Here is a 25,952-nt window from a genome sequence, read left to right on the forward strand (position 1 = left end):
GGGGTAGAGCACTGTTTCGGCTAGGGGGTCATCCCGACTTACCAAACCGATGCAAACTCCGAATACCTACAAGTGCCGAGCATGGGAGACACACGGCGGGTGCTAACGTCCGTCGTGAAAAGGGAAACAACCCAGACCGTCAGCTAAGGTCCCAAAGTCATGGTTAAGTGGGAAACGATGTGGGAAGGCTTAGACAGCTAGGAGGTTGGCTTAGAAGCAGCCACCCTTTAAAGAAAGCGTAATAGCTCACTAGTCGAGTCGGCCTGCGCGGAAGATGTAACGGGGCTCAAACCATGCACCGAAGCTACGGGTATCACCTCTGGTGATGCGGTAGAGGAGCGTTCTGTAAGCCTGTGAAGGTGAGTTGAGAAGCTTGCTGGAGGTATCAGAAGTGCGAATGCTGACATGAGTAACGACAATGCGAGTGAAAAACTCGCACGCCGAAAGACCAAGGTTTCCTGCGCAACGTTAATCGACGCAGGGTTAGTCGGTCCCTAAGGCGAGGCTGAAAAGCGTAGTCGATGGAAAACAGGTTAATATTCCTGTACTTCCAGTTATTGCGATGGAGGGACGGAGAAGGCTAGGCCAGCTTGGCGTTGGTTGTCCAAGTTTAAGGTGGTAGGCTGAGATCTTAGGCAAATCCGGGATCTCAAGGCCGAGAGCTGATGACGAGTGCTCTTTAGAGCGCGAAGTGGTTGATGCCATGCTTCCAAGAAAAGCTCCTAAGCTTCAGATAACTGGGAACCGTACCCCAAACCGACACAGGTGGTTAGGTAGAGAATACCAAGGCGCTTGAGAGAACTCGGGTGAAGGAACTAGGCAAAATGGCACCGTAACTTCGGGAGAAGGTGCGCCGGTGAGGGTGAAGCACTTGCTGCGTAAGCCCACGCCGGTCGAAGATACCAGGCCGCTGCGACTGTTTATTAAAAACACAGCACTCTGCAAACACGAAAGTGGACGTATAGGGTGTGACGCCTGCCCGGTGCCGGAAGGTTAATTGATGGGGTTAGCGCAAGCGAAGCTCTTGATCGAAGCCCCGGTAAACGGCGGCCGTAACTATAACGGTCCTAAGGTAGCGAAATTCCTTGTCGGGTAAGTTCCGACCTGCACGAATGGCGTAACGATGGCGGCGCTGTCTCCACCCGAGACTCAGTGAAATTGAAATCGCTGTGAAGATGCAGTGTATCCGCGGCTAGACGGAAAGACCCCGTGAACCTTTACTATAGCTTTGCACTGGACTTTGAGCTTGCTTGTGTAGGATAGGTGGGAGGCTTTGAAGTGGGGACGCCAGTTCTCATGGAGCCATCCTTGAAATACCACCCTGGCAACCTTGAGGTTCTAACTCAGGTCCGTTATCCGGATCGAGGACAGTGTATGGTGGGTAGTTTGACTGGGGCGGTCTCCTCCCAAAGAGTAACGGAGGAGTACGAAGGTGCGCTCAGACCGGTCGGAAATCGGTCGTAGAGTATAAAGGCAAAAGCGCGCTTGACTGCGAGACACACACGTCGAGCAGGTACGAAAGTAGGTCTTAGTGATCCGGTGGTTCTGTATGGAAGGGCCATCGCTCAACGGATAAAAGGTACTCCGGGGATAACAGGCTGATACCGCCCAAGAGTTCATATCGACGGCGGTGTTTGGCACCTCGATGTCGGCTCATCACATCCTGGGGCTGAAGCCGGTCCCAAGGGTATGGCTGTTCGCCATTTAAAGTGGTACGCGAGCTGGGTTTAGAACGTCGTGAGACAGTTCGGTCCCTATCTGCCGTGGACGTTTGAGATTTGAGAGGGGCTGCTCCTAGTACGAGAGGACCGGAGTGGACGAACCTCTGGTGTTCCGGTTGTCACGCCAGTGGCATTGCCGGGTAGCTATGTTCGGAAGAGATAACCGCTGAAAGCATCTAAGCGGGAAACTTGCCTCAAGATGAGATCTCACTGGAGCCTTGAGCTCCCTGAAGGGCCGTCGAAGACTACGACGTTGATAGGTTGGGTGTGTAAGCGCTGTGAGGCGTTGAGCTAACCAATACTAATTGCCCGTGAGGCTTGACCATATAACACCCAAGCAATTTGCGCCGAGGCCAAATTGTGGTGGTGAAGACGAAAGAACCGAAAGTTCGCAACATCACAAATCGCATATCCGAATTCGCTGGAGTATCCATCTGGATGTTCTGGCAACAGAATTTCTTGACGACCATAGAGCATTGGAACCACCTGATCCCATCCCGAACTCAGCAGTGAAACGATGCATCGCCGATGGTAGTGTGGGGTTTCCCCATGTGAGAGTAGGTCATCGTCAAGATTCATTTCGCAAAACCCCTATCTGCGCGAGCAGGTAGGGGTTTTGTCTTTTCCGCGTTCCCAAAGCCAACACCGCCTCTACTGTGGAATACACAGCGTGGGAGCGGGCTTGCCCCGCGATTAGGCCAGCCCAGGCAACATCACCGCCTGATCCGGCCCTATCGCGGGGCAAGCCCGCTCCCACGGTGGCCTTCGACCGCGTCGGCTGTGGGGCCGGCGGTAGCCCTTTTCCTATGCAAGCCCGCGGGGCGTGGCTATCATGCCAGCCTTATTCCAAGTCGAGACTGGCATGCTGAAGTTGTTGAATCTCCTCAAGGATGGCCGGTTCCATTCCGGAGAAGCCCTGGGGGCCGCCCTCGGGGTAAGCCGCAGCGCCGTCTGGAAGCAGCTGCAGCACCTTGAGAGCGAACTGAACCTGACCATTCACAAGGTCCGTGGCCGTGGCTATCAGCTGGCAGCGCCGCTGAACCTGCTTGAATCGCAGGCGATCGCCGGGTTTTCGGAGGGTGAGCCGTGGCCGGCCTTCATTCATGACACTATCGACTCCACCAATGCCGAGGGTCTGAGGCTCGCCGCCCAGGGGCAGGCGGCGCCGTTCCTGGTGCTGGCCGAGCGCCAGAGCGCCGGGCGTGGACGTCGTGGCCGCCAATGGGTCAGTCCGTTCGCCGAAAACCTCTATTACAGTCTGGTACTGCGCATCGATGGCGGCATGCGTCAGCTCGAGGGCTTGAGCCTGGTGGTTGGCCTGGCGGTCATGCGCACGCTGAAGACGTTCGGCCTGAAGGATGTCGGGCTGAAATGGCCCAATGATGTCCTGGCCAGCGGGCGCAAGATCACCGGCATCCTCCTGGAGCTGGTCGGCGATCCGGCGGATGTCTGCCATGTGGTGCTGGGTATCGGTATCAATGTGAACATGCAGGGCGGTGAACAGATCGACCAGCCTTGGACCTCCATGCGTGGCGAGACCGGGCAGTTGGTGGACCGTAACCGCTTGGTGGCGGAGCTCAGTCAGCAACTGCAGCACGAGCTGGCTCGTCATCGCCGCTATGGTTTCGCCGCGTTCCAGGAAGAATGGGAGCAGGCGCACCTGTGGCAGGGGCGGAAGGTCTCGCTGGTCGCCGGCACCACTCGCATCGATGGGGTGGCGTTGGGCGTGGATGGGCAGGGCGGCTTGCGCCTCGAGGTGGATGGTGTGGAAAAGAGCTTCAGCGGTGGCGAGCTCAGTCTGAGGTTGCGTGATGATTCTTGAGCTCGATTGCGGAAACAGCTTCATCAAGTGGCGCGTCATCCATGCGGCCGACGCCACCATCAACGGTGGCGGTATCGTCGATTCCGACCAGGCACTGGTTGCGGCCGTCGCGGCGCTTTCATCCCTGCGCCTGATCGGTTGCCGGATGGTCAGCGTGCGCAGTGAAGAAGAAACTTCGGCGCTGTGCGCGTTGATCCTGGCTTCGTTCGGGGTCGAAGTGAGTGTGGCCCAGCCGGTGAAGGAAATGGCCGGCGTTCGCAATGGCTACGAGGACTACCAGCGCCTGGGGATGGATCGCTGGCTCGGCGCGCTGGGCGCCTATCACCTGGCGGGTCGCGCCTGCCTGGTCATCGACTTCGGTACCGCGGCCAAGGCCGACTATGTCGCGGCCGACGGTGAGCACCTCGGCGGGTACATCTGTCCGGGCATGCCGCTGATGCGTAGCCAGTTGCGCACCCACACCCGGCGAATCCGCTATGACGATGCCTCGGCCGAGCGTGCCTTGGGCAGCCTGGCGCCGGGGCGCTCCACCGTCGAAGCGGTCGAGCGTGGTTGTGTGTTGATGCTCCAGGGCTTTGCCCGTACCCAGGTCGAGCAGGCCAGGGCGCTATGGGGTGAGGATTTCACGGTCTTCCTGACCGGGGGCGATGCGCCGCTGGTGCAGGACGCTGCGCCTCAAGCGCGGATCGTGCCGGATCTGGTCTTTGTCGGCCTGGCCATGGCCTGCCCAATTGAGTCGAGGTGACTATGCGCTGGTTGTTTCTGCTGTTGGTTGTGCTCAACGTCGTTTATTACGTATGGCATCAGCAGGAAGCTCCGCTTAAGGTTAAGGAAGTCGCCCCGTTGTCGTTATACAAAGGCTCCCAGCAGGAAATACGTTTGTTGCGCGAGACTGGGGCCGCGGCACCTGCCAGGCGGCGCGACGAATGCCTGGTGGTGGGTGGGCTGGCCGCACGTGAGCAGCTCGATGCCCTGCGTCAGCGCCTGGTCAGCCTTGATATCGCCGCCCTGCCGGTGGTGGGGCAGCTGCCGGGCGCCGAGGGTTTCTGGCTCAAGGTGGCCCCTGAAAGCGAGCGTTTGCTGGACCCTGCGGTGCTCTCGACTCTTTCCAAGGATTTCAAAGACTTAAAACACAAAATTATTTTGTGCGAGGGTATTGCAACTGCTGAATAGCTTGATAGAATGGCGCCCGCTTCACAGGGAACACCACTGAGGTGGTAGAGCTGGAAGCGGTGTCAAAGCAGCTAAGTTTCAGATTTGATTGAAAAAATTTGAAAAAACGCTTGACACTGGGACGGCAGACAAATAGAATGCCGGCCACATCTGGAGGGATTCCCGAGCGGTCAAAGGGGACGGACTGTAAATCCGTTGCGAGAGCTTCGAAGGTTCGAATCCTTCTCCCTCCACCAGTTTTAGCGAGAGCCGCAAGCTCCGCGGGTATAGTTTAGTGGTAGAACCTCAGCCTTCCAAGCTGATGATGCGGGTTCGATTCCCGCTACCCGCTCCAAGTTTGCAGGATTTTGCGCAAAGTGTTTCGCTCTTGTAGCTCAGTTGGTAGAGCACACCCTTGGTAAGGGTGAGGTCAGCGGTTCAAGTCCGCTCAAGAGCTCCATATAAACAAGGCAGATATGAAAATATCTGCCTTTGTTTTATAGGCTGTATGACAATTTCTTCTGCGGAGGACTGTATCGATGGCTAAGGAAAAGTTTGATCGTTCGCTACCTCACGTTAACGTCGGCACTATCGGCCACGTTGACCATGGTAAGACTACTCTGACTGCAGCGCTGACTCGCGTCTGCTCCGAAGTTTTCGGTTCGGCCGTCGTTGAGTTCGACAAGATCGACTCGGCTCCGGAAGAAAAAGCGCGCGGTATCACCATCAACACCGCTCACGTCGAGTACAACTCGAACATTCGTCACTACGCTCACGTTGACTGCCCAGGTCACGCTGACTACGTGAAGAACATGATCACCGGTGCTGCCCAGATGGACGGCGCGATCCTGGTTTGCTCGGCCGCCGATGGTCCGATGCCACAAACCCGTGAGCACATCCTGCTGTCCCGTCAGGTTGGCGTTCCGTACATCGTGGTCTTCCTGAACAAGGCTGACCTGGTAGACGACGCCGAGCTGCTGGAACTGGTCGAGATGGAAGTTCGCGACCTGCTGTCCACCTACGACTTCCCAGGCGACGACACTCCGATCATCATCGGTTCGGCCCGTATGGCCCTGGAAGGCAAAGACGACAACGAAATGGGTACCAGCGCTGTCAAGAAGCTGGTTGAAACTCTGGATGCCTACATCCCTGAGCCAGTTCGTGCCATCGACCAGCCGTTCCTGATGCCGATCGAAGACGTATTCTCGATCTCGGGTCGTGGTACCGTTGTTACCGGCCGTATCGAGCGTGGTATCGTCCGCGTTCAGGATCCGCTGGAAATCGTTGGTCTGCGTGACACCACCACCACCACCTGCACCGGCGTTGAGATGTTCCGCAAGCTGCTGGACGAAGGTCGTGCTGGCGAGAACTGCGGCGTCCTGCTGCGTGGTACCAAGCGTGACGACGTTGAGCGTGGCCAGGTTCTGGTCAAGCCAGGTTCGGTCAAGCCGCACACCAAGTTCACCGCAGAAGTCTACGTCCTGTCGAAGGAAGAAGGCGGCCGTCACACTCCGTTCTTCAAAGGCTACCGTCCTCAGTTCTACTTCCGTACCACTGACGTGACCGGTAACTGCGAACTGCCGGAAGGCGTTGAGATGGTAATGCCAGGTGACAACATCCAGATGACTGTCACCCTGATCAAGACCATCGCAATGGAAGACGGTCTGCGCTTCGCCATCCGTGAAGGCGGTCGTACCGTCGGCGCCGGCGTCGTAGCGAAAATTATTGAATAAGTAGTTGATTTACTTGATCAGGCCGGTATAATGGCCGGCCTGATACAGCGTTATAGGTCAGTAGCTCAATTGGCAGAGCGACGGTCTCCAAAACCGTAGGTTGGGGGTTCGATTCCCTCCTGACCTGCCATTCACCTCGGTGTGATGGCTTTCTTCTCACAGGATCCTCCTCGATGACTCCCAAAACTGAAGCCCAAGAATCGCGTTTTGATCTGTTCAAGTGGCTCGCTGTTGTCGCATTGGTAGTCGTAGGTGTCGTGGGTAATCAGTATTACTCCGCCTCGCCGATCCTGTATCGCGTACTCGTCCTGCTTGTCCTGGCTGCTGTCGCTGGCTTCGTTGCCCTGCAGACCGCCAAAGGCAAGTCGTTCTTTGCGCTGGCGAAGGAAGCTCGTGCCGAGATCCGTAAAGTCGTGTGGCCGACCCGCCAAGAAACCACTCAGACCACGCTGATTGTCGTGGCTGTAGTTCTGGTCATGGCGCTGCTGCTGTGGGGTCTTGATTCCCTGCTCGGCTGGTTGGTCTCCTTGATCGTTGGCTAAGGGTGTCTCGTGGCTAAGCGTTGGTATGTTGTGCATGCTTACTCGGGTTACGAGAAGCATGTAATGCGCTCCCTGATCGAGCGCGTCAAGCTGGCTGGCATGGAAGACGAATTCGGCGAGATCTTGGTCCCGACCGAAGAAGTCGTCGAAATGCGTAACGGCCAGAAGCGCAAGAGCGAGCGTAAGTTCTTCCCTGGCTATGTACTGGTCCAGATGGAAATGAACGAAGGGACTTGGCACCTTGTCAAGGATACCCCTCGGGTCATGGGTTTCATTGGTGGTACCGCAGACAAGCCTGCGCCGATCACCGATAAAGAGGCTGATGCCATCCTGCGTCGCGTTGCCGACGGCAGTGATAAGCCGAAGCCGAAGACGCTGTTCGAACCGGGTGAAGTGGTTCGCGTCATTGACGGTCCGTTCGCCGACTTCAATGGCAGTGTCGAAGAAGTTAACTACGAGAAGAGCCGCCTGCAGGTTGCAGTGCTCATTTTCGGTCGCTCCACTCCGGTGGAGCTCGAGTTCAGCCAGGTCGAAAAGGTCTAGCGGAACGCAGCATCCCATACCCCGCAGCCCTATGTGCTGCGGGGTTTTGTCGTCACTGGGATAAAACGCAAGTCATACGGGGAGCCATCAGGCGTTCGTACCCGAATTTGGAGTAGCTCATGGCTAAGAAGATTCAGGCTTACATCAAGCTGCAAGTAAAGGCCGGCCAGGCCAACCCAAGCCCACCCGTTGGTCCAGCACTGGGTCAACACGGTGTGAACATCATGGAATTCTGCAAGGCCTTCAACGCCCGTACCCAGGGTCAAGAGCCAGGTCTGCCGACTCCAGTGATCATCACTGTCTACAGTGACCGTAGCTTCACCTTCGAGACCAAGAGCACCCCTGCCTCGGTTCTGCTGAAGAAAGCTGCTGGCCTGACCAGCGGTTCGGCTCGTCCGAACACTGTCAAGGTCGGTACCGTCACCCGTGCTCAGCTGGAAGAGATCGCCAAGGCCAAGCAGGCCGATCTGACCGCCGCTGACATGGACGCTGCTGTACGCACCATCGCCGGCTCCGCCCGCAGCATGGGCCTGAACGTGGAGGGTGTGTAATGGCTAAGCTGACCAAGCGCCAAAAGGCTATCGCCGAGAAAATCGAAGCAGGCAAGGCCTACAACTTCGAAGAAGCCGCAACCCTGCTGGCTTCGCTGCCGGCCGCCAAGTTCGTCGAGTCGTATGACATCGCCGTCAACCTCGGTGTAGACCCACGTAAATCCGACCAGGTCGTTCGTAGCGCTACCGTGCTGCCACACGGCACTGGCAAGACCGTACGTGTTGCCGTCTTCACCCAGGGTCCAGCTGCTGAAGCCGCTCTGGCTGCCGGCGCTGACCGCGTAGGTATGGACGACCTGGCTGCCGAAATGAAAGGCGGCGACCTGAACTATGACGTCGTCATCGCATCGCCTGATGCCATGCGCGTTGTAGGTCAGCTGGGTCAGGTTCTGGGTCCTCGCGGCCTGATGCCTAACCCGAAAGTCGGTACCGTGACCCCAGACGTAGCCACTGCCGTGAAGAACGCCAAGGCTGGTCAGGTTCGCTACCGTACCGACAAGAACGGTATCATCCATACCTCCGTTGGCAAGATCGGCTTCGAAGCCGGCAAGCTGAAGGAAAACGTTGAAGCCCTGATCGCTGATCTGAAGCGTATCAAGCCGGCTTCCTCGAAAGGTATCTACGTCAAGCGCGTTACCCTGAGCACCACCATGGGCCCAGGTCTGATCATCGATCAGAGCTCGCTGAACGTGTAATGCTCGGCCGGTGCGGCCTTGGTCGCACCGGCTACTAAATTGGGGTCCCTGCCTGGCGGGGGCTATCCAAGACCGTAGGCGGCGCAAGCCTTAAACCTCAAGCCTACGCAGATGGTGCTCCCGATTCGTTCGCGAATCAGACACCAAAACGACATCCGGCTCCGGCCAGATGAAACGGTAGAAACCAGGAGTAAACCCGTGGCAATTAAACTCGAAGACAAGAAGGCCATCGTCGCTGAAGTCAACGAGGCTGCCAAAGTCGCTCTGTCCGCTGTCGTGGCTGATGCCCGTGGTGTGACTGTAGGCGCAATGACCGGACTCCGTAAAGAGGCCCGCGAAGCTGGCGTTTACGTACGTGTCGTACGTAACACCCTGCTCAAGCGCGCTGTTGAAGGCACCGAATTCTCGATCCTCAACGACGCGTTCAAAGGCCCGACCCTGATTGCTTTCTCCAACGAACACCCGGGCGCTGCTGCCCGTCTGTTCAAAGAGTTCGCCAAGGGTCAGGACAAGTTCGAGATCAAGGCAGCTGCGTTTGACGGCAAGTTCCTTGCCGCTAACCAGATCGACGTGCTGGCAACCCTGCCAACTCGCGACGAGGCTATCGCACAGCTGATGAGCGTAATCCAAGGTGCAACCAGCAAGCTGGCTCGTACCCTGGCAGCTCTGCGCGACCAGAAAGAAGCTGCTGCTGCCTAAGGCACGCGCAACGCTTTCAAAATCATACGTTTAATTTGATGGCTGCGTAGGCTGTCACCCCAATACAGGATTTAAGTCATGTCTCTGACTAACGAGCAAATCATCGAAGCAATCGGCCAGAAAACCGTTCTGGAAATTGTTGAGCTGATCAAAGCGATGGAAGAAACCTTCGGCGTTACCGCTGCTGCCGCTGTTGCCGCTGGCCCAGCTGTTGCTGCTGCCGCTGCTGAAGAGCAGACCGAGTTCAACGTTGTTCTGGTTGAAGCCGGCGACAAGAAAGTGAACGTGATCAAAGCCGTTCGCGAGCTGACCGGTCTGGGCCTGAAAGAAGCCAAAGAGAAAGTCGATGGCGCTCCTCAGGTTGTAGCTGAAGGCGTTTCGAAAGAAGCCGCTGAAGACGCTAAGAAGAAGCTGGAAGAAGCAGGCGCCAAAGTCGAGCTGAAGTAATTTCGACTTTGCGACTCCAGTCCGAGCGTTAAGCGAAGGACTGATGGCTGGTGGCTTATGCCACCGGCCTTTTTCCGTTATTGGTGGCCGATCAGGTCGGCCCCGATAACGAGCTGCAAGACACCCAAGAGGGTGGCGCAAACCAAGGGGTTTGCACGATTTTCGGCTGCTCCCGCCGGGAGATGCCAAACAAGCAGGTGACCAAGCTGGGGAATGCTGATGGCTTACTCATACACTGAGAAAAAACGTATCCGCAAGGACTTTAGCAAGTTGCCGGACGTCATGGATGTGCCTTACCTCCTGGCCATCCAGCTGGATTCGTATCGCGAATTCCTGCAGGCGGGAGCATCCAAGGATCAGTTCCGCGACGTCGGCCTGCATGCGGCCTTCAAATCGGTATTCCCGATCATCAGCTACTCCGGCAATGCTGCCCTGGAGTACGTCGGCTATCGCCTGGGCGAGCCGGCGTTCGATGTGAAGGAATGTGTCCTGCGCGGTGTGACCTTCGCGGTCCCGCTGCGGGTGAAGGTGCGCCTGATCATCTTCGACAAGGAATCGTCGAACAAAGCGATCAAGGACATCAAAGAGCAAGAAGTCTACATGGGTGAAATCCCCCTGATGACTGAGAACGGTACCTTCGTAATCAACGGTACCGAGCGTGTGATCGTATCTCAGCTGCACCGCTCGCCGGGTGTGTTCTTCGACCACGACCGTGGCAAGACCCACAGCTCGGGCAAGCTGCTGTATTCCGCGCGCATCATCCCTTACCGCGGTTCCTGGCTGGACTTCGAGTTCGACCCGAAGGACTGCGTGTTCGTGCGTATCGACCGTCGCCGCAAACTGCCGGCCTCGGTACTGCTGCGCGCGCTGGGCTACAGCACCGAAGAAGTACTCAACACCTTCTACACCACCAACGTGTTCCACCTGTCCGGCGAAAAACTGAGCCTGGAACTGGTGCCTCAGCGTCTGCGTGGTGAAGTTGCGGTCATGGACATCCATGACGGCAGCGGCAAGGTCATCGTCGAGCAAGGCCGCCGTATCACCGCGCGCCACATCAACCAGCTGGAAAAGGCTGGCGTGAAAGAGCTGGACGTACCGCTGGAGTACGTGCTGGGTCGCACCACCGCCAAGGCGATCGTGCACCCTGCCACCGGCGAGATCATCGCCGAGTGCAACACCGAGCTGACCACCGACCTGCTGGTGAAGATCGCCAAGGCCCAGGTTGTCCGCGTCGAGACCCTGTACACCAACGACATCGACTGCGGTCCGTTCATCTCGGATACCCTGAAGATCGACACCACCAGCAACCAACTGGAAGCGCTGGTCGAGATCTACCGCATGATGCGTCCAGGCGAGCCGCCAACCAAGGATGCCGCCGAGACCCTGTTCAACAACCTGTTCTTCAGCGCCGAGCGTTACGACCTGTCGGCCGTCGGTCGCATGAAGTTCAACCGTCGTATCGGTCGCACCGAGATCGAAGGTTCGGGCGTGCTGAGCAAGGAAGACATCGTCGAGGTCCTCAAGACCCTGGTCGATATCCGTAACGGCAAGGGCATCGTCGACGACATCGACCACCTCGGCAACCGTCGCGTCCGTTGCGTCGGCGAGATGGCCGAGAACCAGTTCCGCGTTGGCCTGGTGCGCGTCGAGCGCGCGGTCAAAGAGCGTCTGTCGATGGCCGAAAGCGAAGGCCTGATGCCGCAGGACCTGATCAACGCCAAGCCGGTTGCGGCGGCGGTGAAGGAGTTCTTCGGTTCGAGCCAGCTCTCGCAGTTCATGGACCAGAACAACCCGCTCTCCGAGATCACCCACAAGCGCCGCGTCTCCGCACTCGGCCCAGGTGGTCTGACCCGTGAGCGCGCCGGCTTCGAAGTCCGTGACGTACACCCGACCCACTACGGCCGCGTGTGCCCGATCGAGACCCCTGAAGGTCCGAACATCGGTCTGATCAACTCCCTGGCGGCCTACGCCCGCACCAACCAGTACGGCTTCCTGGAAAGCCCGTACCGCGTGGTGAAGGAAGGCGTTGTCAGCGACGACATCGTGTTCCTGTCGGCCATCGAAGAAGCTGATCACGTCATCGCCCAGGCTTCGGCCGCGATGAACGAGAAGAAGCAGCTGATCGATGAGTTGGTAGCGGTTCGTCACCTGAACGAATTCACCGTCAAGGCGCCGGAAGACGTCACCCTGATGGACGTTTCGCCGAAGCAGGTAGTATCGGTCGCAGCGTCGCTGATTCCGTTCCTCGAGCACGACGACGCCAACCGTGCGTTGATGGGTTCGAACATGCAGCGTCAGGCTGTACCGACCCTGCGTGCCGACAAGCCGCTGGTAGGTACCGGCATGGAGCGCAACGTTGCCCGTGACTCCGGTGTCTGCGTGGTTGCTCGCCGCGGTGGTGTGATCGACTCGGTCGACGCCAGCCGTATCGTTGTTCGCGTGAACGATGATGAGGTCGAGACCGGCGAAGCAGGTGTGGATATCTACAACCTGACCAAGTACACCCGCTCCAACCAGAACACCTGCATCAACCAGCGTCCGCTGGTCAGCAAGGGTGACAAGGTTCAGCGCAGCGACATCATGGCCGATGGTCCGTCCACCGACATGGGTGAGCTGGCACTGGGTCAGAACATGCGCATCGCGTTCATGGCGTGGAACGGCTTCAACTTCGAAGACTCCATCTGCCTGTCCGAGCGTGTGGTCCAGGAAGACCGCTTCACCACGATCCACATCCAGGAACTGACCTGTGTGGCCCGTGACACCAAGCTTGGCCCAGAGGAAATCACCGCGGACATCCCGAACGTGGGTGAGGCTGCGCTGAACAAGCTGGACGAAGCCGGTATCGTCTACGTGGGTGCCGAAGTCGGCGCTGGCGACATCCTGGTCGGCAAGGTCACTCCGAAAGGCGAGACCCAGCTGACGCCGGAAGAAAAACTGCTGCGCGCGATCTTCGGTGAGAAGGCCAGCGACGTCAAAGACACCTCCCTGCGCGTGCCGACCGGCACCAAGGGCACCGTCATCGACGTCCAGGTCTTCACCCGTGACGGCGTCGAGCGCGACAGCCGCGCCCTGGCCATCGAGAAGATGCAGCTGGACGAGATCCGCAAGGACCTCAACGAAGAGTTCCGCATCGTCGAAGGCGCGACCTTCGAGCGTCTGCGTTCCGCTCTGAACGGCCAGGTGGTCGACGGTGGCGCGGGCCTGAAGAAAGGCACCGTGATTACCGATGACGTGCTGAACGGTCTGGAGCACGGCCAGTGGTTCAAACTGCGCATGGCCGAAGATGCACTGAACGAGCAGCTCGAGAAGGCTCAGCAGTACATCGTCGATCGCCGTCGCCTGCTGGACGACAAGTTCGAAGACAAGAAGCGCAAGCTGCAGCAGGGCGATGACCTGGCTCCAGGCGTACTGAAGATCGTCAAGGTCTACCTGGCAATCCGCCGTCGCATCCAGCCGGGTGACAAGATGGCCGGTCGTCACGGTAACAAGGGTGTCGTCTCGGTAATCATGCCGGTCGAAGACATGCCGCACGACGCCAACGGTACTCCGGTCGACGTCGTACTGAACCCGCTGGGCGTACCTTCGCGTATGAACGTCGGTCAGATTCTCGAAACCCACCTGGGCCTCGCGGCCAAGGGTCTGGGCGAGAAGATCGACCGCATGATCGAAGAGCAGCGTAAAGCCGCTGAACTGCGTACCTTCCTCACCGAGATCTACAACGAGATCGGTGGTCGTCAGGAGAACCTGGAAGAGTTCACCGACGAAGAGATCCTCGCCCTGGCGAACAACCTGAAGAAAGGCGTGCCTATGGCTACTCCGGTCTTCGACGGTGCCAAGGAGCGTGAGATCAAGGCCATGCTGAAACTGGCAGACCTGCCGGAAAGCGGCCAGATGGTGCTGTTCGATGGCCGTACCGGCAACAAGTTCGAGCGTCCTGTGACCGTGGGTTACATGTACATGCTCAAGCTGAACCACTTGGTGGACGACAAGATGCACGCGCGTTCCACTGGTTCCTACAGCCTGGTTACCCAGCAGCCGCTGGGTGGTAAGGCGCAGTTCGGTGGTCAGCGTTTCGGGGAGATGGAAGTGTGGGCGCTGGAAGCATACGGCGCGGCATACACCCTGCAAGAAATGCTCACAGTGAAGTCGGACGACGTGAACGGCCGTACCAAGATGTACAAGAACATCGTGGATGGCGATCACCGTATGGAGCCGGGCATGCCCGAGTCCTTCAACGTGTTGATCAAAGAGATCCGTTCGCTCGGTATCGATATCGATCTGGAAACCGAATAACACGTGACGCGAAGGGGAGTGGGCAGGTAATGCCCGCTCCCTGCTCCGCCAGGAGGAAAGGCCTTGAAAGACCTACTGAATTTGCTGAAAAACCAGGGTCAAGTCGAAGAGTTCGACGCCATCCGCATCGGTCTGGCGTCGCCTGAAATGATCCGTTCGTGGTCGTTCGGTGAAGTTAAGAAGCCGGAAACCATCAACTACCGTACGTTCAAGCCTGAGCGTGACGGCCTGTTCTGCGCCAAGATCTTTGGCCCAGTCAAGGACTACGAGTGCCTGTGCGGTAAGTACAAGCGCCTGAAGCATCGTGGCGTGATCTGCGAGAAGTGCGGCGTTGAAGTCGCCCTGGCCAAGGTTCGTCGTGAGCGCATGGCGCACATCGAACTGGCTTCGCCGGTTGCCCACATCTGGTTCCTGAAGTCGCTGCCGTCCCGTATCGGCCTGCTGATGGACATGACCCTGCGTGATATCGAGCGCGTGCTCTATTTCGAGAGCTATGTCGTTATCGACCCGGGCATGACCACCCTCGAGAAGGGTCAGCTGCTCAACGACGAACAGTACTTCGAAGCGCTGGAAGAGTTCGGTGACGACTTCGACGCCCGCATGGGTGCCGAGGCTGTCCGCGAGCTGCTGCACGCTATCGACCTGGAGCACGAGATCGGCCGCCTGCGCGAAGAGATTCCGCAGACCAACTCGGAAACCAAGATCAAGAAGCTGTCCAAGCGCCTGAAGCTGATGGAAGCTTTCCAGGGCTCGGGCAACCTGCCTGAGTGGATGGTCCTGACCGTCCTGCCAGTGCTGCCGCCGGACCTGCGTCCGCTGGTACCGCTGGATGGCGGCCGCTTCGCGACCTCCGACCTGAACGACCTGTATCGTCGGGTGATCAACCGTAACAACCGTCTGAAGCGCCTGCTCGATCTGTCGGCGCCGGACATCATCGTGCGCAACGAAAAGCGCATGCTGCAGGAAGCGGTCGACGCCCTGCTGGACAACGGCCGTCGTGGTCGCGCCATCACCGGCTCGAACAAGCGTCCGCTGAAGTCCCTGGCCGACATGATCAAAGGTAAGCAAGGTCGCTTCCGTCAGAACTTGCTCGGTAAGCGCGTGGACTACTCCGGTCGTTCGGTAATTACCGTAGGCCCGACCCTGCGTCTGCACCAGTGCGGTCTGCCGAAGAAGATGGCCCTCGAGCTGTTCAAGCCGTTCATTTTCGGCAAGCTGGAAATGCGTGGTCTGGCGACCACCATCAAGGCCGCCAAGAAGATGGTCGAGCGCGAGCTGCCAGAGGTGTGGGACGTTCTCGCCGAAGTGATTCGCGAACACCCCGTACTGCTCAACCGTGCACCGACCCTGCACCGTCTGGGTATCCAGGCCTTTGAACCGGTTCTGATCGAAGGTAAGGCTATCCAGCTGCACCCGCTGGTCTGCGCCGCGTACAACGCCGACTTCGACGGTGACCAGATGGCCGTTCACGTGCCGCTGACCCTGGAAGCCCAGCTCGAAGCGCGCGCGCTGATGATGTCGACCAACAACATCCTGTCGCCAGCCAACGGTGAGCCGATCATCGTTCCATCGCAGGACGTTGTACTGGGTCTGTACTACATGACCCGTGAAGCCATCAACGCCAAGGGCGAAGGTCGCGTGTTCGCCGACCTGCAGGAAGTCGACCGCGTATTCCGCGCCGGCGAAGCCGCCCTGCACGCGAAAATCAAGGTCCGTATCAATGAGACCGTGAAGGAGCGCGACGGCTCCATCGTCAAGAACACCCGTATTGTCGACACCACTGTCGGCCGTGCGCTGCTGTTCCAGGTTGTGCCTGCCGGCCTGCCGTTCGACGTGGTCAACCAGTCGATGAAGAAAAAGGCGATCTCCAAGCTGATCAACCAGTGCTACCGCGTGGTTGGTCTGAAAGAGACCGTGATCTTCGCCGACCAGCTGATGTACACCGGTTTTGCTTATTCGACCATTTCCGGCGTTTCGATCGGCGTCAACGACTTCGTGATCCCGGACGAGAAAGCCCGCATCATCGGTACCGCCACCGACGAAGTGAAGGAAATCGAGAGCCAGTACGCCTCCGGTCTGGTTACCCAGGGCGAGAAGTACAACAAGGTCATCGACTTGTGGTCCAAGGCGAACGATGAAGTGTCCAAGGCGATGATGGCCAACCTCTCGAAAGAGAAGGTCGTCGACCGCGAGGGCAAGGAAGTCGAGCAAGAGTCCTTCAACTCGATGTACATGATGGCCGACTCCGGTGCGCGTGGTTCCGCCGCGCAGATCCGCCAGCTGGCCGGTATGCGTGGCCTGATGGCCAAGCCGGACGGCTCGATCATCGAGACGCCGATCACTGCGAACTTCCGTGAAGGTTTGAGCGTACTTCAGTACTTCATCTCGACTCACGGTGCTCGTAAGGGTCTGGCGGATACCGCACTGAAGACCGCCAACTCCGGTTACCTGACTCGTCGTCTGGTAGACGTGGCGCAGGATCTGGTGGTTACCGAGATCGACTGCGGCACCGACCAGGGCCTGCTGATGACCCCGCACATCGAAGGCGGTGACGTTGTCGAGCCGCTGGGTGAGCGTGTACTGGGTCGTGTCATCGCCCGTGACGTGTTCAAGCCAGGCACCGAGGACGTCATCGTTCCGGCCGGTACCCTGGTGGATGAGCAGTGGGTCGAGTTCATCGAGCTGAACAGCATCGATGAAGTGGTCGTGCGTTCGCCGATCAACTGCGAAACCCGTTACGGCATCTGCGCCAAGTGCTACGGTCGCGACCTGGCTCGCGGTCACCAGGTGAACATCGGTGAAGCTGTCGGCGTTATCGCTGCGCAGTCGATCGGTGAGCCGGGTACCCAGCTGACCATGCGTACGTTCCACATCGGTGGTGCTGCAAGCCGTACCTCGGCTGCCGACAGCGTCCAGGTGAAGAACGGTGGTATGGTGCGTCTGCACAACCTGAAGCAGGTCGAGCGTGCCGATGGCAACCTGGTTGCCGTATCGCGTTCCGGCGAGCTGGCTATTGCCGACGAATTCGGTCGTGAACGTGAGCGTTACAAGCTGCCTTACGGTGCGGTGATTTCGGTCAAGGAAGGTGAGAAGGTCGAAGCTGGCGCCATCGTCGCCAAGTGGGACCCGCACACCCACCCGATCGTTACCGAGCTGAAAGGTACCGTGACCTTCGTGGGCATGGAAGAAAACATCACCATCAAGCGCCAGACCGACGAACTGACCGGCCTGACCAACATTGAAGTGATGGACGTCAAGGATCGCCCTGCCGCCGGCAAGGAAATCCGTCCGGCGATCAAGATGGTCGATGCCAACGGCAAGGACCTGTATCTGCCAGGCACCGACGTGCCTGCCCAGTACTTCCTGCCGGCCAACGCCCTCGTCGGTGTGGCTGACGGTGCCCAGATCGGCGTCGGTGACGTTATCGCGCGTATCCCGCAAGAAACGTCGAAGACCCGTGACATCACCGGTGGTCTGCCGCGCGTTGCCGACCTGTTCGAAGCGCGTCGTCCGAAAGAAGCCTCGATCCTGGCTGAAGTCAGCGGCACCATCGCGTTCGGTAAAGAGACCAAGGGCAAGCGTCGTCTGGTCATCACTCCGACCGACGGTAGCGATCCGTACGAAGAGCTGATTCCGAAGTGGCGCCACCTGAACGTCTTCGAAGGCGAACAGGTAAACCGCGGCGAAGTTATCTCCGACGGCCCGAGCGATCCGCACGACATCCTGCGTCTGCTGGGTGTGAGCGCGCTGGCGAAGTACATCGTCAACGAGATCCAGGACGTTTACCGTCTGCAAGGCGTGAAGATCAACGACAAGCACATCGAGACCATCCTGCGTCAGATGCTGCGCAAGGTCGAGATCTCCGAGTCGGGCGATTCCAGCTTCATCAAGGGCGACCAGATGGAACTGACCCAGGTACTGGTAGAGAACGAGCGTCTCGCTAGCGAAGACAAGTTCATCTCCAAGTTCACCCGTGTACTGCTGGGTATCACCAAGGCCTCGCTGTCCACCGAATCGTTCATCTCGGCGGCTTCCTTCCAGGAAACCACCCGCGTACTGACCGAAGCGGCGGTAACCGGCAAGCGCGACTACCTGCGCGGCCTGAAAGAGAACGTGGTCGTGGGTCGTCTGATCCCGGCCGGTACTGGTCTGGCCTACCACAGCGAGCGCAAGCGTCGCCGTGATGCCGACAAGCCGCTGCGTGTGAGCGCCAGTGAGGTGGAAGCCGCACTGACCGAAGCGCTGAACTCCAGCGGTAACTAAGTGCAGGGCAGGGCCCCGGCACCCCTCGCAAGATCGTCGGTGACATGAATTGTTGCCGATGATCGGGCGAGGAGGGCCGGGGCCTCGTCTTGACTGGGTGCAAGATCCTCTTTAGACTTTTGTACCCTTAAATTTGGTGAGGCTCCGTCTCGCCAATTTTTGGCTTTCTTGCAAGACAATAGAGTCGCAAGACAATCAGTGGAGCTAGTAGATGGCAACTATCAACCAGCTGGTACGTCAGCCGCGTAAGCGTTCGGTCGAGAAGTCCGACGTTCCTGCGCTGCAGAACTGCCCGCAGCGTCGTGGCGTGTGCACTCGTGTGTACACCACCACGCCGAAAAAACCTAACTCGGCACTGCGTAAAGTATGCCGTGTGCGTCTGACCAACGGTTTCGAGGTTTCCTCGTACATCGGTGGTGAAGGCCACAACCTGCAAGAGCACAGCGTCGTCCTGATCCGTGGCGGCCGTGTAAAAGACTTGCCAGGTGTTCGTTACCACACCGTTCGCGGCTCTCTGGATACTTCGGGCGTCAAAGGCCGTAACCAGGGTCGTTCGAAGTACGGTACCAAGCGTCCGAAGTAATCGGTCGTTTGCAGACATCCATTTTTTTGAGTCGATAAGAGTAAGGTCGGGCAGGGGTCGAAGACCCACGTCCCGGGCTAACCTGAAGACCGTTTGAGGGCTTATCATGCCAAGACGTCGTGTAGCAGCAAAACGTGAGATCCTGGACGATCCGAAGTACGGATCCCAGATTCTCGCCAAGTTCATGAACCACGTGATGGAAAGCGGCAAGAAGGCCGTAGCCGAGCGCATCGTTTACGGTGCCCTGGATACCGTCAAAGCACGCAAGAACAGCGACCCCCTGGAAATCTTCGAGAAAGCTCTCGACGCCATCGCTCCGCTGGTCGAAGTAAAGTCCCGCCGTGTCGGCGGTGCCACTTACCAGGTTCCGGTTGAAGTTCGTCCGTCCCGTCGTAACGCTCTGGCAATGCGCTGGCTCGTAGACTACGCCCGCAAGCGCGGCGAGAAGTCGATGGCTCTGCGCCTGGCAGGCGAGCTGCTGGATGCTGCTGAAGGCAAGGGTGCTGCAGTCAAGAAGCGTGAAGACGTTCACCGTATGGCTGAAGCCAACAAAGCGTTCTCGCACTACCGCTTCTAATTCAAGCATCAATCATTTTGCGAGGGCTTTATGGCTCGTACTACAGCAATTAACCGCTACCGTAACATCGGTATCTGCGCGCACGTTGACGCGGGCAAGACTACCACTACCGAGCGGATCCTGTTCTACACAGGTCTGAGCCACAAGATGGGCGAGGTGCACGACGGCGCCGCGACCACCGACTGGATGGTGCAGGAGCAGGAGCGCGGTATCACCATTACCTCCGCTGCCGTTACCACCTTCTGGAAAGGTTCCCGTGGTCAGTACGACAACTACCGCGTAAACGTCATCGATACCCCCGGCCACGTTGACTTCACCATTGAAGTAGAGCGTTCGCTGCGTGTACTCGACGGCGCGGTCGTTGTGTTCTGCGGTACCTCCGGCGTTGAGCCGCAGTCCGAAACCGTATGGCGTCAGGCCAACAAGTACGGCGTTCCACGTGTTGTCTACGTGAACAAGATGGACCGTGCCGGTGCCAACTTCCTGCGCGTCGTAGGTCAGATCAAGAACCGTCTGGGTCACACCCCGGTTCCTGTTCAGCTGGCCATCGGTTCGGAAGATAACTTCCAGGGTCAGGTCGACCTGATCAAGATGAAGGCTATCTACTGGAACGACGACGACAAGGGCACCACCTACCGTGAGGAAGAAATTCCTGCGGATATGGTCGAGCTGGCCAACGAGTGGCGCAACAACATGGTTGAAGCTGCCGCCGAAGCCACCGAAGAGCTGATGAACAAGTACCTTGAAGAAGGTGAGCTGACCGTCGAAGAGATCAAGGCAGGCCTGCGCGCGCGCACCCTGGCCAGCGAGATCGTTCCGGCTGTCTGCGGTTCGTCGTTCAAGAACAAGGGCGTTCCCCTGGTTCTCGACGCCGTCATCGACTTCCTGCCTGCTCCGACCGAGATCCCGGCGATCAAGGGTATTCACCCTGACCTGATCGACGTGCCGAAGGACGAAGTCAAGCCTGAGCAGTTCGACGAGCGTCACGCTGACGACGACGAGCCCTTCTCGGCCCTGGCCTTCAAGATCGCCACCGACCCGTTCGTGGGTACTCTGACCTTCGTTCGCGTCTACTCGGGCTTCCTGACCTCCGGTGACTCCGTCATCAACTCGGTCAAGGGCAAGAAAGAGCGCGTTGGTCGTATGGTGCAGATGCACGCCAACCAGCGTGAAGAGATCAAGGAAGTACGCGCTGGTGACATCGCTGCTCTGATCGGCATGAAGGACGTCACCACCGGTGACACCCTGTGCAACGCCGACAAGCCGATCATCCTCGAGCGTATGGACTTCCCGGAGCCTGTGATTTCGCTCTCCGTAGAGCCGAAAACCAAGCAGGACCAGGAGAAGATGGGTATCGCACTGGGCAAACTGGCTCAGGAAGACCCGTCGTTCCGCGTCAAGACCGACGAAGAGACTGGCCAGACCATCATCTCCGGTATGGGTGAGCTGCACCTGGACATCCTCGTTGACCGCATGAAGCGCGAGTTCAACGTCGAAGCCAACATCGGCAAGCCGCAGGTTTCGTACCGCGAGAAGATCACCAAGTCCAACGTCGAGATCGAAGGCAAGTTCGTTCGTCAGTCGGGTGGTCGTGGTCAGTTCGGTCACTGCTGGGTTCGTTTCTCCGAGCCGGACGTGGACGACAAGGGCAACATCACCGAAGGTCTGGTGTTCTCCAACGAAGTCGTTGGTGGTGTGATTCCGAAGGAATACATCCCTGCGATCCAGAAGGGCATCGAAGAGCAGATGAAGAACGGCGTTGTCGCCGGCTATCCGCTGATCGGCCTGAAGGCTGCGGTATTCGACGGTTCGTACCACGACGTCGACTCCAACGAAATGGCGTTCAAGATCGCCGCTTCGATGGCAACCAAGCAACTGGCCCAGAAGGGCGGTGGCGTGGTCCTCGAGCCGATCATGAAAGTCGAAGTTGTAACCCCGGAAGACTACCTGGGTGACGTGATGGGTGACCTGAACCGTCGTCGTGGTCTGGTCCAGGGTATGGATGAGTCGGTCTCCGGCCGCGTCGTCCGTGCTGAAGTTCCGCTCGGAGAGATGTTCGGTTATGCGACCGACGTTCGTTCCATGTCTCAGGGTCGCGCAAGCTACTCCATGGAATTCTCCAAATACGCCGAAGCTCCGTCGAACATCGTCGAAGCACTCGTTAAAAAACAAGGCTAATCCCCTTTAGGCAAGAGGTTCACTGTCGTGGCTAAAGAAAAATTTGATCGTTCCCTTCCCCACGTTAACGTCGGCACCATCGGCCACGTTGACCACGGTAAGACCACTCTGACCGCAGCTCTGACTCGCGTCTGCTCCGAAGTTTTCGGTTCGGCCGTCGTTGAGTTCGACAAGATCGACTCGGCTCCGGAAGAAAAAGCGCGCGGTATCACCATCAACACCGCTCACGTCGAGTACAACTCGAACATTCGTCACTACGCTCACGTTGACTGCCCAGGTCACGCTGACTACGTGAAGAACATGATCACTGGTGCTGCCCAGATGGACGGCGCGATCCTGGTTTGCTCGGCCGCCGATGGTCCGATGCCACAAACCCGTGAGCACATCCTGCTGTCCCGTCAGGTTGGCGTTCCGTACATCGTGGTCTTCCTGAACAAGGCTGACCTGGTAGACGACGCCGAGCTGCTGGAACTGGTCGAGATGGAAGTTCGCGACCTGCTGTCCACCTACGACTTCCCAGGCGACGACACTCCGATCATCATCGGTTCGGCTCGTATGGCCCTGGAAGGCAAAGACGACAACGAAATGGGTACCAGCGCTGTCAAGAAGCTGGTTGAAACTCTGGATGCCTACATCCCTGAGCCAGTTCGTGCCATCGACCAGCCGTTCCTGATGCCGATCGAAGACGTATTCTCGATCTCGGGTCGTGGTACCGTTGTTACCGGCCGTATCGAGCGTGGTATCGTCCGCGTTCAGGATCCGCTGGAAATCGTTGGTCTGCGTGACACCACCACCACCACCTGCACCGGCGTTGAGATGTTCCGCAAGCTGCTGGACGAAGGTCGTGCTGGCGAGAACTGCGGCGTCCTGCTGCGTGGTACCAAGCGTGACGACGTTGAGCGTGGCCAGGTTCTGGTCAAGCCAGGTTCGGTCAAGCCGCACACCAAGTTCACCGCAGAAGTCTACGTCCTGTCGAAGGAAGAAGGCGGCCGTCACACTCCGTTCTTCAAAGGCTACCGTCCTCAGTTCTACTTCCGTACCACTGACGTGACCGGTAACTGCGAACTGCCGGAAGGCGTTGAGATGGTAATGCCAGGTGACAACATCCAGATGACTGTCACCCTGATCAAGACCATCGCAATGGAAGACGGTCTGCGCTTCGCCATCCGTGAAGGCGGTCGTACCGTCGGCGCCGGCGTCGTGGCCAAAATCATCGAGTAATCACTCGATCGGTTGAAAAAACCCCCGCTCAGCGGGGGTTTTTTTTATTGGGTTGACACTAAATTGGGGCGTCTATAGAATCACGCCTCCTTTTAACGGGCGTAGTGCGCCCGATGGGAACAGCCTGGAGTCTGAAATCCAATGCAAAATCAGCAAATCCGTATCAGGTTGAAGGCTTTCGACCATCGCCTGATCGACCAATCCACCCAGGAAATCGTGGAAACCGCGAAACGTACTGGTGCACAAGTGCGTGGTCCAATTCCACTGCCAACCCGCAAAGAGCGTTTCACCGTTCTGATCTCCCCGCACGTCAACAAAGACGCGCGTGATCAGTACGAGATTCGCACTCATAAGCGCGTTCTGGACATCGTCCAGCCAACGGATAAAACCGTTGATGCGCTGATGAAGCTTGATCTCGCGGCAGGCGTGGAAGTGCAGATCAGCCTCGGCTAAGACTTCGGTCTGGTCGTGTAACGCTCTGAAATGGGCGGCCATAGCGGGTGAAAGCCCCGTACACTCATGAGGTTTACAACATGACTATTGGTGTAGTCGGTCGAAAAGCGGGCATGACCCGTATTTTCACCGAAGAAGGTGTCTCCATTCCGGTCACGGTCATCGAGATCGAGCCGAATCGCGTCACCCAGTTCAAAACTGAAGAAACCGATGGCTACCGTGCAGTGCAAGTCACTGTCGGCGAGCGTCGTGCTTCGCGTGTGACTGCCGCTCAGGCAGGCCACTTCGCCAAGGCTAACGTTGCCGCTGGTCGCGGTGTCTGGGAGTTCCGTCTTGAAGAAGGCGATTTCCAGGCTGGCGATCTGATCAAAGCTGAACTCTTCACTGCAGGCCAGCTGGTAGACGTAACCGGTCAGTCCAAAGGTAAAGGCTTCGCCGGTACCATCAAGCGTTGGAACTTCCGTGGTCAGGACAACACCCACGGTAACTCCGTATCGCACCGTGTCCCTGGCTCCATCGGCCAGTGCCAGACTCCTGGTCGTGTATTCAAGGGCAAGAAAATGTCCGGTCACATGGGCGCCGAGCGCGTGACTGTTCAGTCCCTGGAAGTAGTACGCGTAGACGCTGAACGCAACCTGCTGCTGATCAAGGGTGCCGTCCCAGGCGCTACTGGCGGCGACGTGGTCGTGCGTCCGGCTGTCAAGGCTCGCGGTTAAGGGGAAACTGACATGCAACTTAATGTAAATGACGCTCAGGCGATCGAAGTTTCCGAACTGACCTTCGGTGGCGAATTCAACGAGACGCTGGTACACCAAGCAGTCGTGGCCTACATGGCCGGCGGCCGTCAGGGCACCAAGCAGCAGAAGACCCGTTCTGACGTGGCCGGTGGCGGTAAGCGCCCATGGCGTCAGAAAGGTACTGGCCGTGCTCGTGCCGGTACTACCCGTGGTCCGATCTGGCGTGGCGGTGGTGTAACCTTCGCAGCTCGTCCTCAAGATCACTCGCAGAAGCTCAACAAGAAGATGTACCGCGCAGCCCTGCGCTCCATCCTCGCTGAGCTGGTGCGTAGCGACCGTCTGGTCGTGGTTCAGGACTTCGCTGTTGAAGCGCCGAAAACCAAAGATCTGCTGAACAAGCTGAACGGCATGGGTCTGAACGACGTTCTGATCGTTTCCGACGCTGTTGATCAGAACCTGTACCTGGCTGCTCGTAACCTGCCGCACGTCGACGTACGTGACGTTCAAGGTTCCGACCCGGTCAGTCTGATCGCATACGAGAAAGTGTTGATCACTGTCTCGGCCGTGAAGAAATTCGAGGAGCTGCTGGGATGAACCAGGAACGCGTATTCAAAGTCCTCCTTGGCCCGCACGTTTCCGAGAAGGCTACCGTTCTGGCTGAGAAAAAAGGCCAGTTCGTATTCAAGGTTGCTACCGATGCAACCAAGCTGGAAATCAAGAAAGCTGTCGAAGGCCTGTTCAACGTAAAAGTTGAAAACGTGTCGACTGTCAACGTTCTGGGTAAAACCAAGCGTACCGCACGTGGTCTGGGCAAGCGTAATGACTGGAAGAAGGCGATCGTCTCCCTTCAGCCAGGCCAAGATCTCGATTTCAGCAGCAGTGCTGAGTAAGGAAGGGGTGCATCATGGCAATCGTTAAATGCAAACCGACTTCCCCTGGCCGCCGTTTCGTGGTCAAGGTGGTCAACAAGGAGCTGCACAAAGGCGCTCCTCACGCACCGCTGCTCGAGAAGAAATCGAAGTCTGGTGGTCGTAACAACAATGGCCGCATCACCACTCGTCACGTTGGTGGTGGTCATAAGCAGCATTACCGTCTGGTTGACTTCCGTCGCAACGACAAAGATGGCATTCCAGCCACTGTCGAGCGTATCGAATACGACCCGAACCGTACTGCTCACATCGCCCTGCTGTGCTACGCAGACGGCGAGCGTCGCTACATCATCGCCCCTAAAGGCGTGAGCGCTGGCGACCAGCTGATCGCAGGTGCCCTGGCCCCAATCAAGGCCGGTAACTCCCTGCAGCTGCGCAACATCCCAGTAGGTAGCACCATTCACGGCATCGAACTGAAGCCGGGTAAAGGTGCTCAGATCGCTCGTTCCGCTGGTGCTTCGGCTCAGCTGATCGCTCGCGAAGGTGTCTACGTGACCCTGCGTCTGCGCTCTGGTGAAATGCGTAAAGTCCTGGCTGAGTGCCGTGCGACCCTGGGCGAAGTCTCGAACTCCGAGCACAGCCTGCGTTCGCTGGGTAAAGCTGGTGCCAAACGCTGGCGCGGCGTTCGCCCAACCGTTCGTGGTGTTGCCATGAACCCGGTTGACCACCCGCATGGTGGTGGTGAAGGTCGTACCTCCGGTGGTCGTCATCCGGTATCGCCATGGGGCTTCCCAACCAAGGGTGCTAAAACCCGTGGTAATAAGCGTACCGACAACATGATCGTCCGTCGTCGCAAGTAACTAGAGGGATACG

Annotated in this window: 22 protein-coding genes, 4 tRNA genes and 2 rRNA genes (1 of these 28 running past the window's edge); all 28 read left to right on the forward strand. The window is 58.2% G+C overall.

Annotation, left to right across the window (positions count from 1 at the left end):
- Positions 1-2,047, forward strand: a 23S ribosomal RNA gene (locus VUG52_RS02570); it begins 846 nt to the left of the window's first position.
- A 132-nt stretch (positions 2,048-2,179) separates the two neighbouring features.
- A 5S ribosomal RNA gene (rrf, locus tag VUG52_RS02575) occupies positions 2,180-2,295 on the forward strand.
- Between the two features lie 288 nt (positions 2,296-2,583).
- Complete coding sequence (birA, locus tag VUG52_RS02580) at positions 2,584-3,543, forward strand: bifunctional biotin--[acetyl-CoA-carboxylase] ligase/biotin operon repressor BirA (protein ID WP_050703548.1); 960 nt, start codon at positions 2,584-2,586, stop codon at positions 3,541-3,543.
- Positions 3,533-4,288 carry a pantothenate kinase gene (locus VUG52_RS02585; RefSeq protein ID WP_050703549.1) on the forward strand — a complete coding sequence of 252 codons (756 nt, stop codon included), beginning with the start codon at positions 3,533-3,535 and terminating at the stop codon, positions 4,286-4,288. Before birA ends, VUG52_RS02585 begins: the two co-directional genes overlap by 11 nt.
- A gap of 2 nt (positions 4,289-4,290) precedes the next feature.
- Entirely contained in the window at positions 4,291-4,716 is a 426-nt protein-coding gene (locus VUG52_RS02590; protein ID WP_050703550.1) for a hypothetical protein, read from the forward strand.
- Positions 4,717-4,868: 152 nt separating this feature from the next.
- Positions 4,869-4,952, forward strand: a tRNA-Tyr gene (locus VUG52_RS02595).
- A gap of 24 nt (positions 4,953-4,976) precedes the next feature.
- Positions 4,977-5,050 (forward strand) — tRNA-Gly (locus VUG52_RS02600).
- A gap of 29 nt (positions 5,051-5,079) precedes the next feature.
- A tRNA-Thr gene (locus VUG52_RS02605) sits at positions 5,080-5,155 on the forward strand.
- A gap of 79 nt (positions 5,156-5,234) precedes the next feature.
- Complete coding sequence (tuf, locus tag VUG52_RS02610; RefSeq protein WP_182323863.1) at positions 5,235-6,428, forward strand: elongation factor Tu; 1,194 nt, start codon at positions 5,235-5,237, stop codon at positions 6,426-6,428.
- Positions 6,429-6,482: 54 nt separating this feature from the next.
- Positions 6,483-6,558: transfer RNA gene (locus VUG52_RS02615), tRNA-Trp, on the forward strand.
- Between the two features lie 43 nt (positions 6,559-6,601).
- Positions 6,602-6,970 (forward strand): preprotein translocase subunit SecE, encoded by a 369-nt coding sequence (gene secE, locus VUG52_RS02620; protein ID WP_050703551.1) that lies wholly within the window; start codon positions 6,602-6,604, stop codon positions 6,968-6,970.
- Positions 6,971-6,979: 9 nt separating this feature from the next.
- Positions 6,980-7,513, forward strand: a complete 534-nt coding sequence (nusG, locus tag VUG52_RS02625) for a transcription termination/antitermination protein NusG (RefSeq protein WP_050703552.1) — start codon at positions 6,980-6,982, stop codon at positions 7,511-7,513.
- Between the two features lie 119 nt (positions 7,514-7,632).
- On the forward strand, positions 7,633-8,064 hold the full coding sequence (gene rplK, locus VUG52_RS02630) for a 50S ribosomal protein L11 (RefSeq protein ID WP_028692261.1): 432 nt from the start codon (positions 7,633-7,635) through the stop codon (positions 8,062-8,064).
- Complete coding sequence (gene rplA / locus VUG52_RS02635; RefSeq protein ID WP_028692260.1) at positions 8,064-8,759, forward strand: 50S ribosomal protein L1; 696 nt, start codon at positions 8,064-8,066, stop codon at positions 8,757-8,759. Before rplK ends, rplA begins: the two co-directional genes overlap by 1 nt.
- A 198-nt stretch (positions 8,760-8,957) precedes the next feature.
- The gene (gene rplJ, locus VUG52_RS02640) at positions 8,958-9,458 is read left to right on the forward strand and encodes a 50S ribosomal protein L10 (RefSeq protein ID WP_003257082.1); all 501 of its coding nucleotides are present in this window, start codon (positions 8,958-8,960) and stop codon (positions 9,456-9,458) included.
- A gap of 78 nt (positions 9,459-9,536) precedes the next feature.
- Positions 9,537-9,905, forward strand: a complete 369-nt coding sequence (rplL, locus tag VUG52_RS02645; protein ID WP_050703553.1) for a 50S ribosomal protein L7/L12 — start codon at positions 9,537-9,539, stop codon at positions 9,903-9,905.
- 50 nt (positions 9,906-9,955) lie between these two features.
- The gene (locus VUG52_RS02650; RefSeq protein WP_156329573.1) at positions 9,956-10,144 is read left to right on the forward strand and encodes a hypothetical protein; all 189 of its coding nucleotides are present in this window, start codon (positions 9,956-9,958) and stop codon (positions 10,142-10,144) included.
- Positions 10,125-14,198, forward strand: a complete 4,074-nt coding sequence (rpoB, locus tag VUG52_RS02655; RefSeq protein WP_050703555.1) for a DNA-directed RNA polymerase subunit beta — start codon at positions 10,125-10,127, stop codon at positions 14,196-14,198. The genes VUG52_RS02650 and rpoB overlap by 20 nt, the downstream gene beginning before the upstream one ends.
- 63 nt (positions 14,199-14,261) lie before the next feature.
- Positions 14,262-18,461 carry a DNA-directed RNA polymerase subunit beta' gene (gene rpoC / locus VUG52_RS02660; RefSeq protein ID WP_028692258.1) on the forward strand — a complete coding sequence of 1,400 codons (4,200 nt, stop codon included), beginning with the start codon at positions 14,262-14,264 and terminating at the stop codon, positions 18,459-18,461.
- Positions 18,462-18,672: 211 nt separating this feature from the next.
- Positions 18,673-19,044: a 30S ribosomal protein S12 gene (gene rpsL / locus VUG52_RS02665; RefSeq protein WP_003255492.1), complete on the forward strand. Its 372-nt coding sequence runs from the start codon at positions 18,673-18,675 to the stop codon at positions 19,042-19,044.
- Between the two features lie 106 nt (positions 19,045-19,150).
- A complete protein-coding gene (gene rpsG, locus VUG52_RS02670; protein ID WP_003246741.1) occupies positions 19,151-19,621 on the forward strand; it encodes a 30S ribosomal protein S7 in 471 nt (156 codons plus the stop codon).
- Positions 19,622-19,651: 30 nt separating this feature from the next.
- Positions 19,652-21,799 (forward strand): elongation factor G, encoded by a 2,148-nt coding sequence (fusA, locus tag VUG52_RS02675; RefSeq protein ID WP_050703554.1) that lies wholly within the window; start codon positions 19,652-19,654, stop codon positions 21,797-21,799.
- Between the two features lie 27 nt (positions 21,800-21,826).
- On the forward strand, positions 21,827-23,020 hold the full coding sequence (tuf, locus tag VUG52_RS02680; protein WP_182323863.1) for an elongation factor Tu: 1,194 nt from the start codon (positions 21,827-21,829) through the stop codon (positions 23,018-23,020).
- A 141-nt stretch (positions 23,021-23,161) separates the two neighbouring features.
- Complete coding sequence (rpsJ, locus tag VUG52_RS02685; protein WP_003103876.1) at positions 23,162-23,473, forward strand: 30S ribosomal protein S10; 312 nt, start codon at positions 23,162-23,164, stop codon at positions 23,471-23,473.
- 80 nt (positions 23,474-23,553) lie between these two features.
- Complete coding sequence (gene rplC, locus VUG52_RS02690) at positions 23,554-24,189, forward strand: 50S ribosomal protein L3 (protein WP_011531887.1); 636 nt, start codon at positions 23,554-23,556, stop codon at positions 24,187-24,189.
- A gap of 12 nt (positions 24,190-24,201) precedes the next feature.
- On the forward strand, positions 24,202-24,804 hold the full coding sequence (rplD, locus tag VUG52_RS02695) for a 50S ribosomal protein L4 (RefSeq protein WP_008089819.1): 603 nt from the start codon (positions 24,202-24,204) through the stop codon (positions 24,802-24,804).
- Positions 24,801-25,100: a 50S ribosomal protein L23 gene (rplW, locus tag VUG52_RS02700; RefSeq protein WP_003255484.1), complete on the forward strand. Its 300-nt coding sequence runs from the start codon at positions 24,801-24,803 to the stop codon at positions 25,098-25,100. Before rplD ends, rplW begins: the two co-directional genes overlap by 4 nt.
- A 14-nt stretch (positions 25,101-25,114) precedes the next feature.
- A complete protein-coding gene (gene rplB, locus VUG52_RS02705; protein WP_027915105.1) occupies positions 25,115-25,939 on the forward strand; it encodes a 50S ribosomal protein L2 in 825 nt (274 codons plus the stop codon).
- The last annotated feature ends 13 nt before the right edge of the window (positions 25,940-25,952 follow it).

The sequence above is a fragment of the Pseudomonas sp. LH21 genome (assembly GCF_036549575.1).
Taxonomy (GTDB): Bacteria; Pseudomonadota; Gammaproteobacteria; order Pseudomonadales; family Pseudomonadaceae; genus Aquipseudomonas; species Aquipseudomonas peradeniyensis.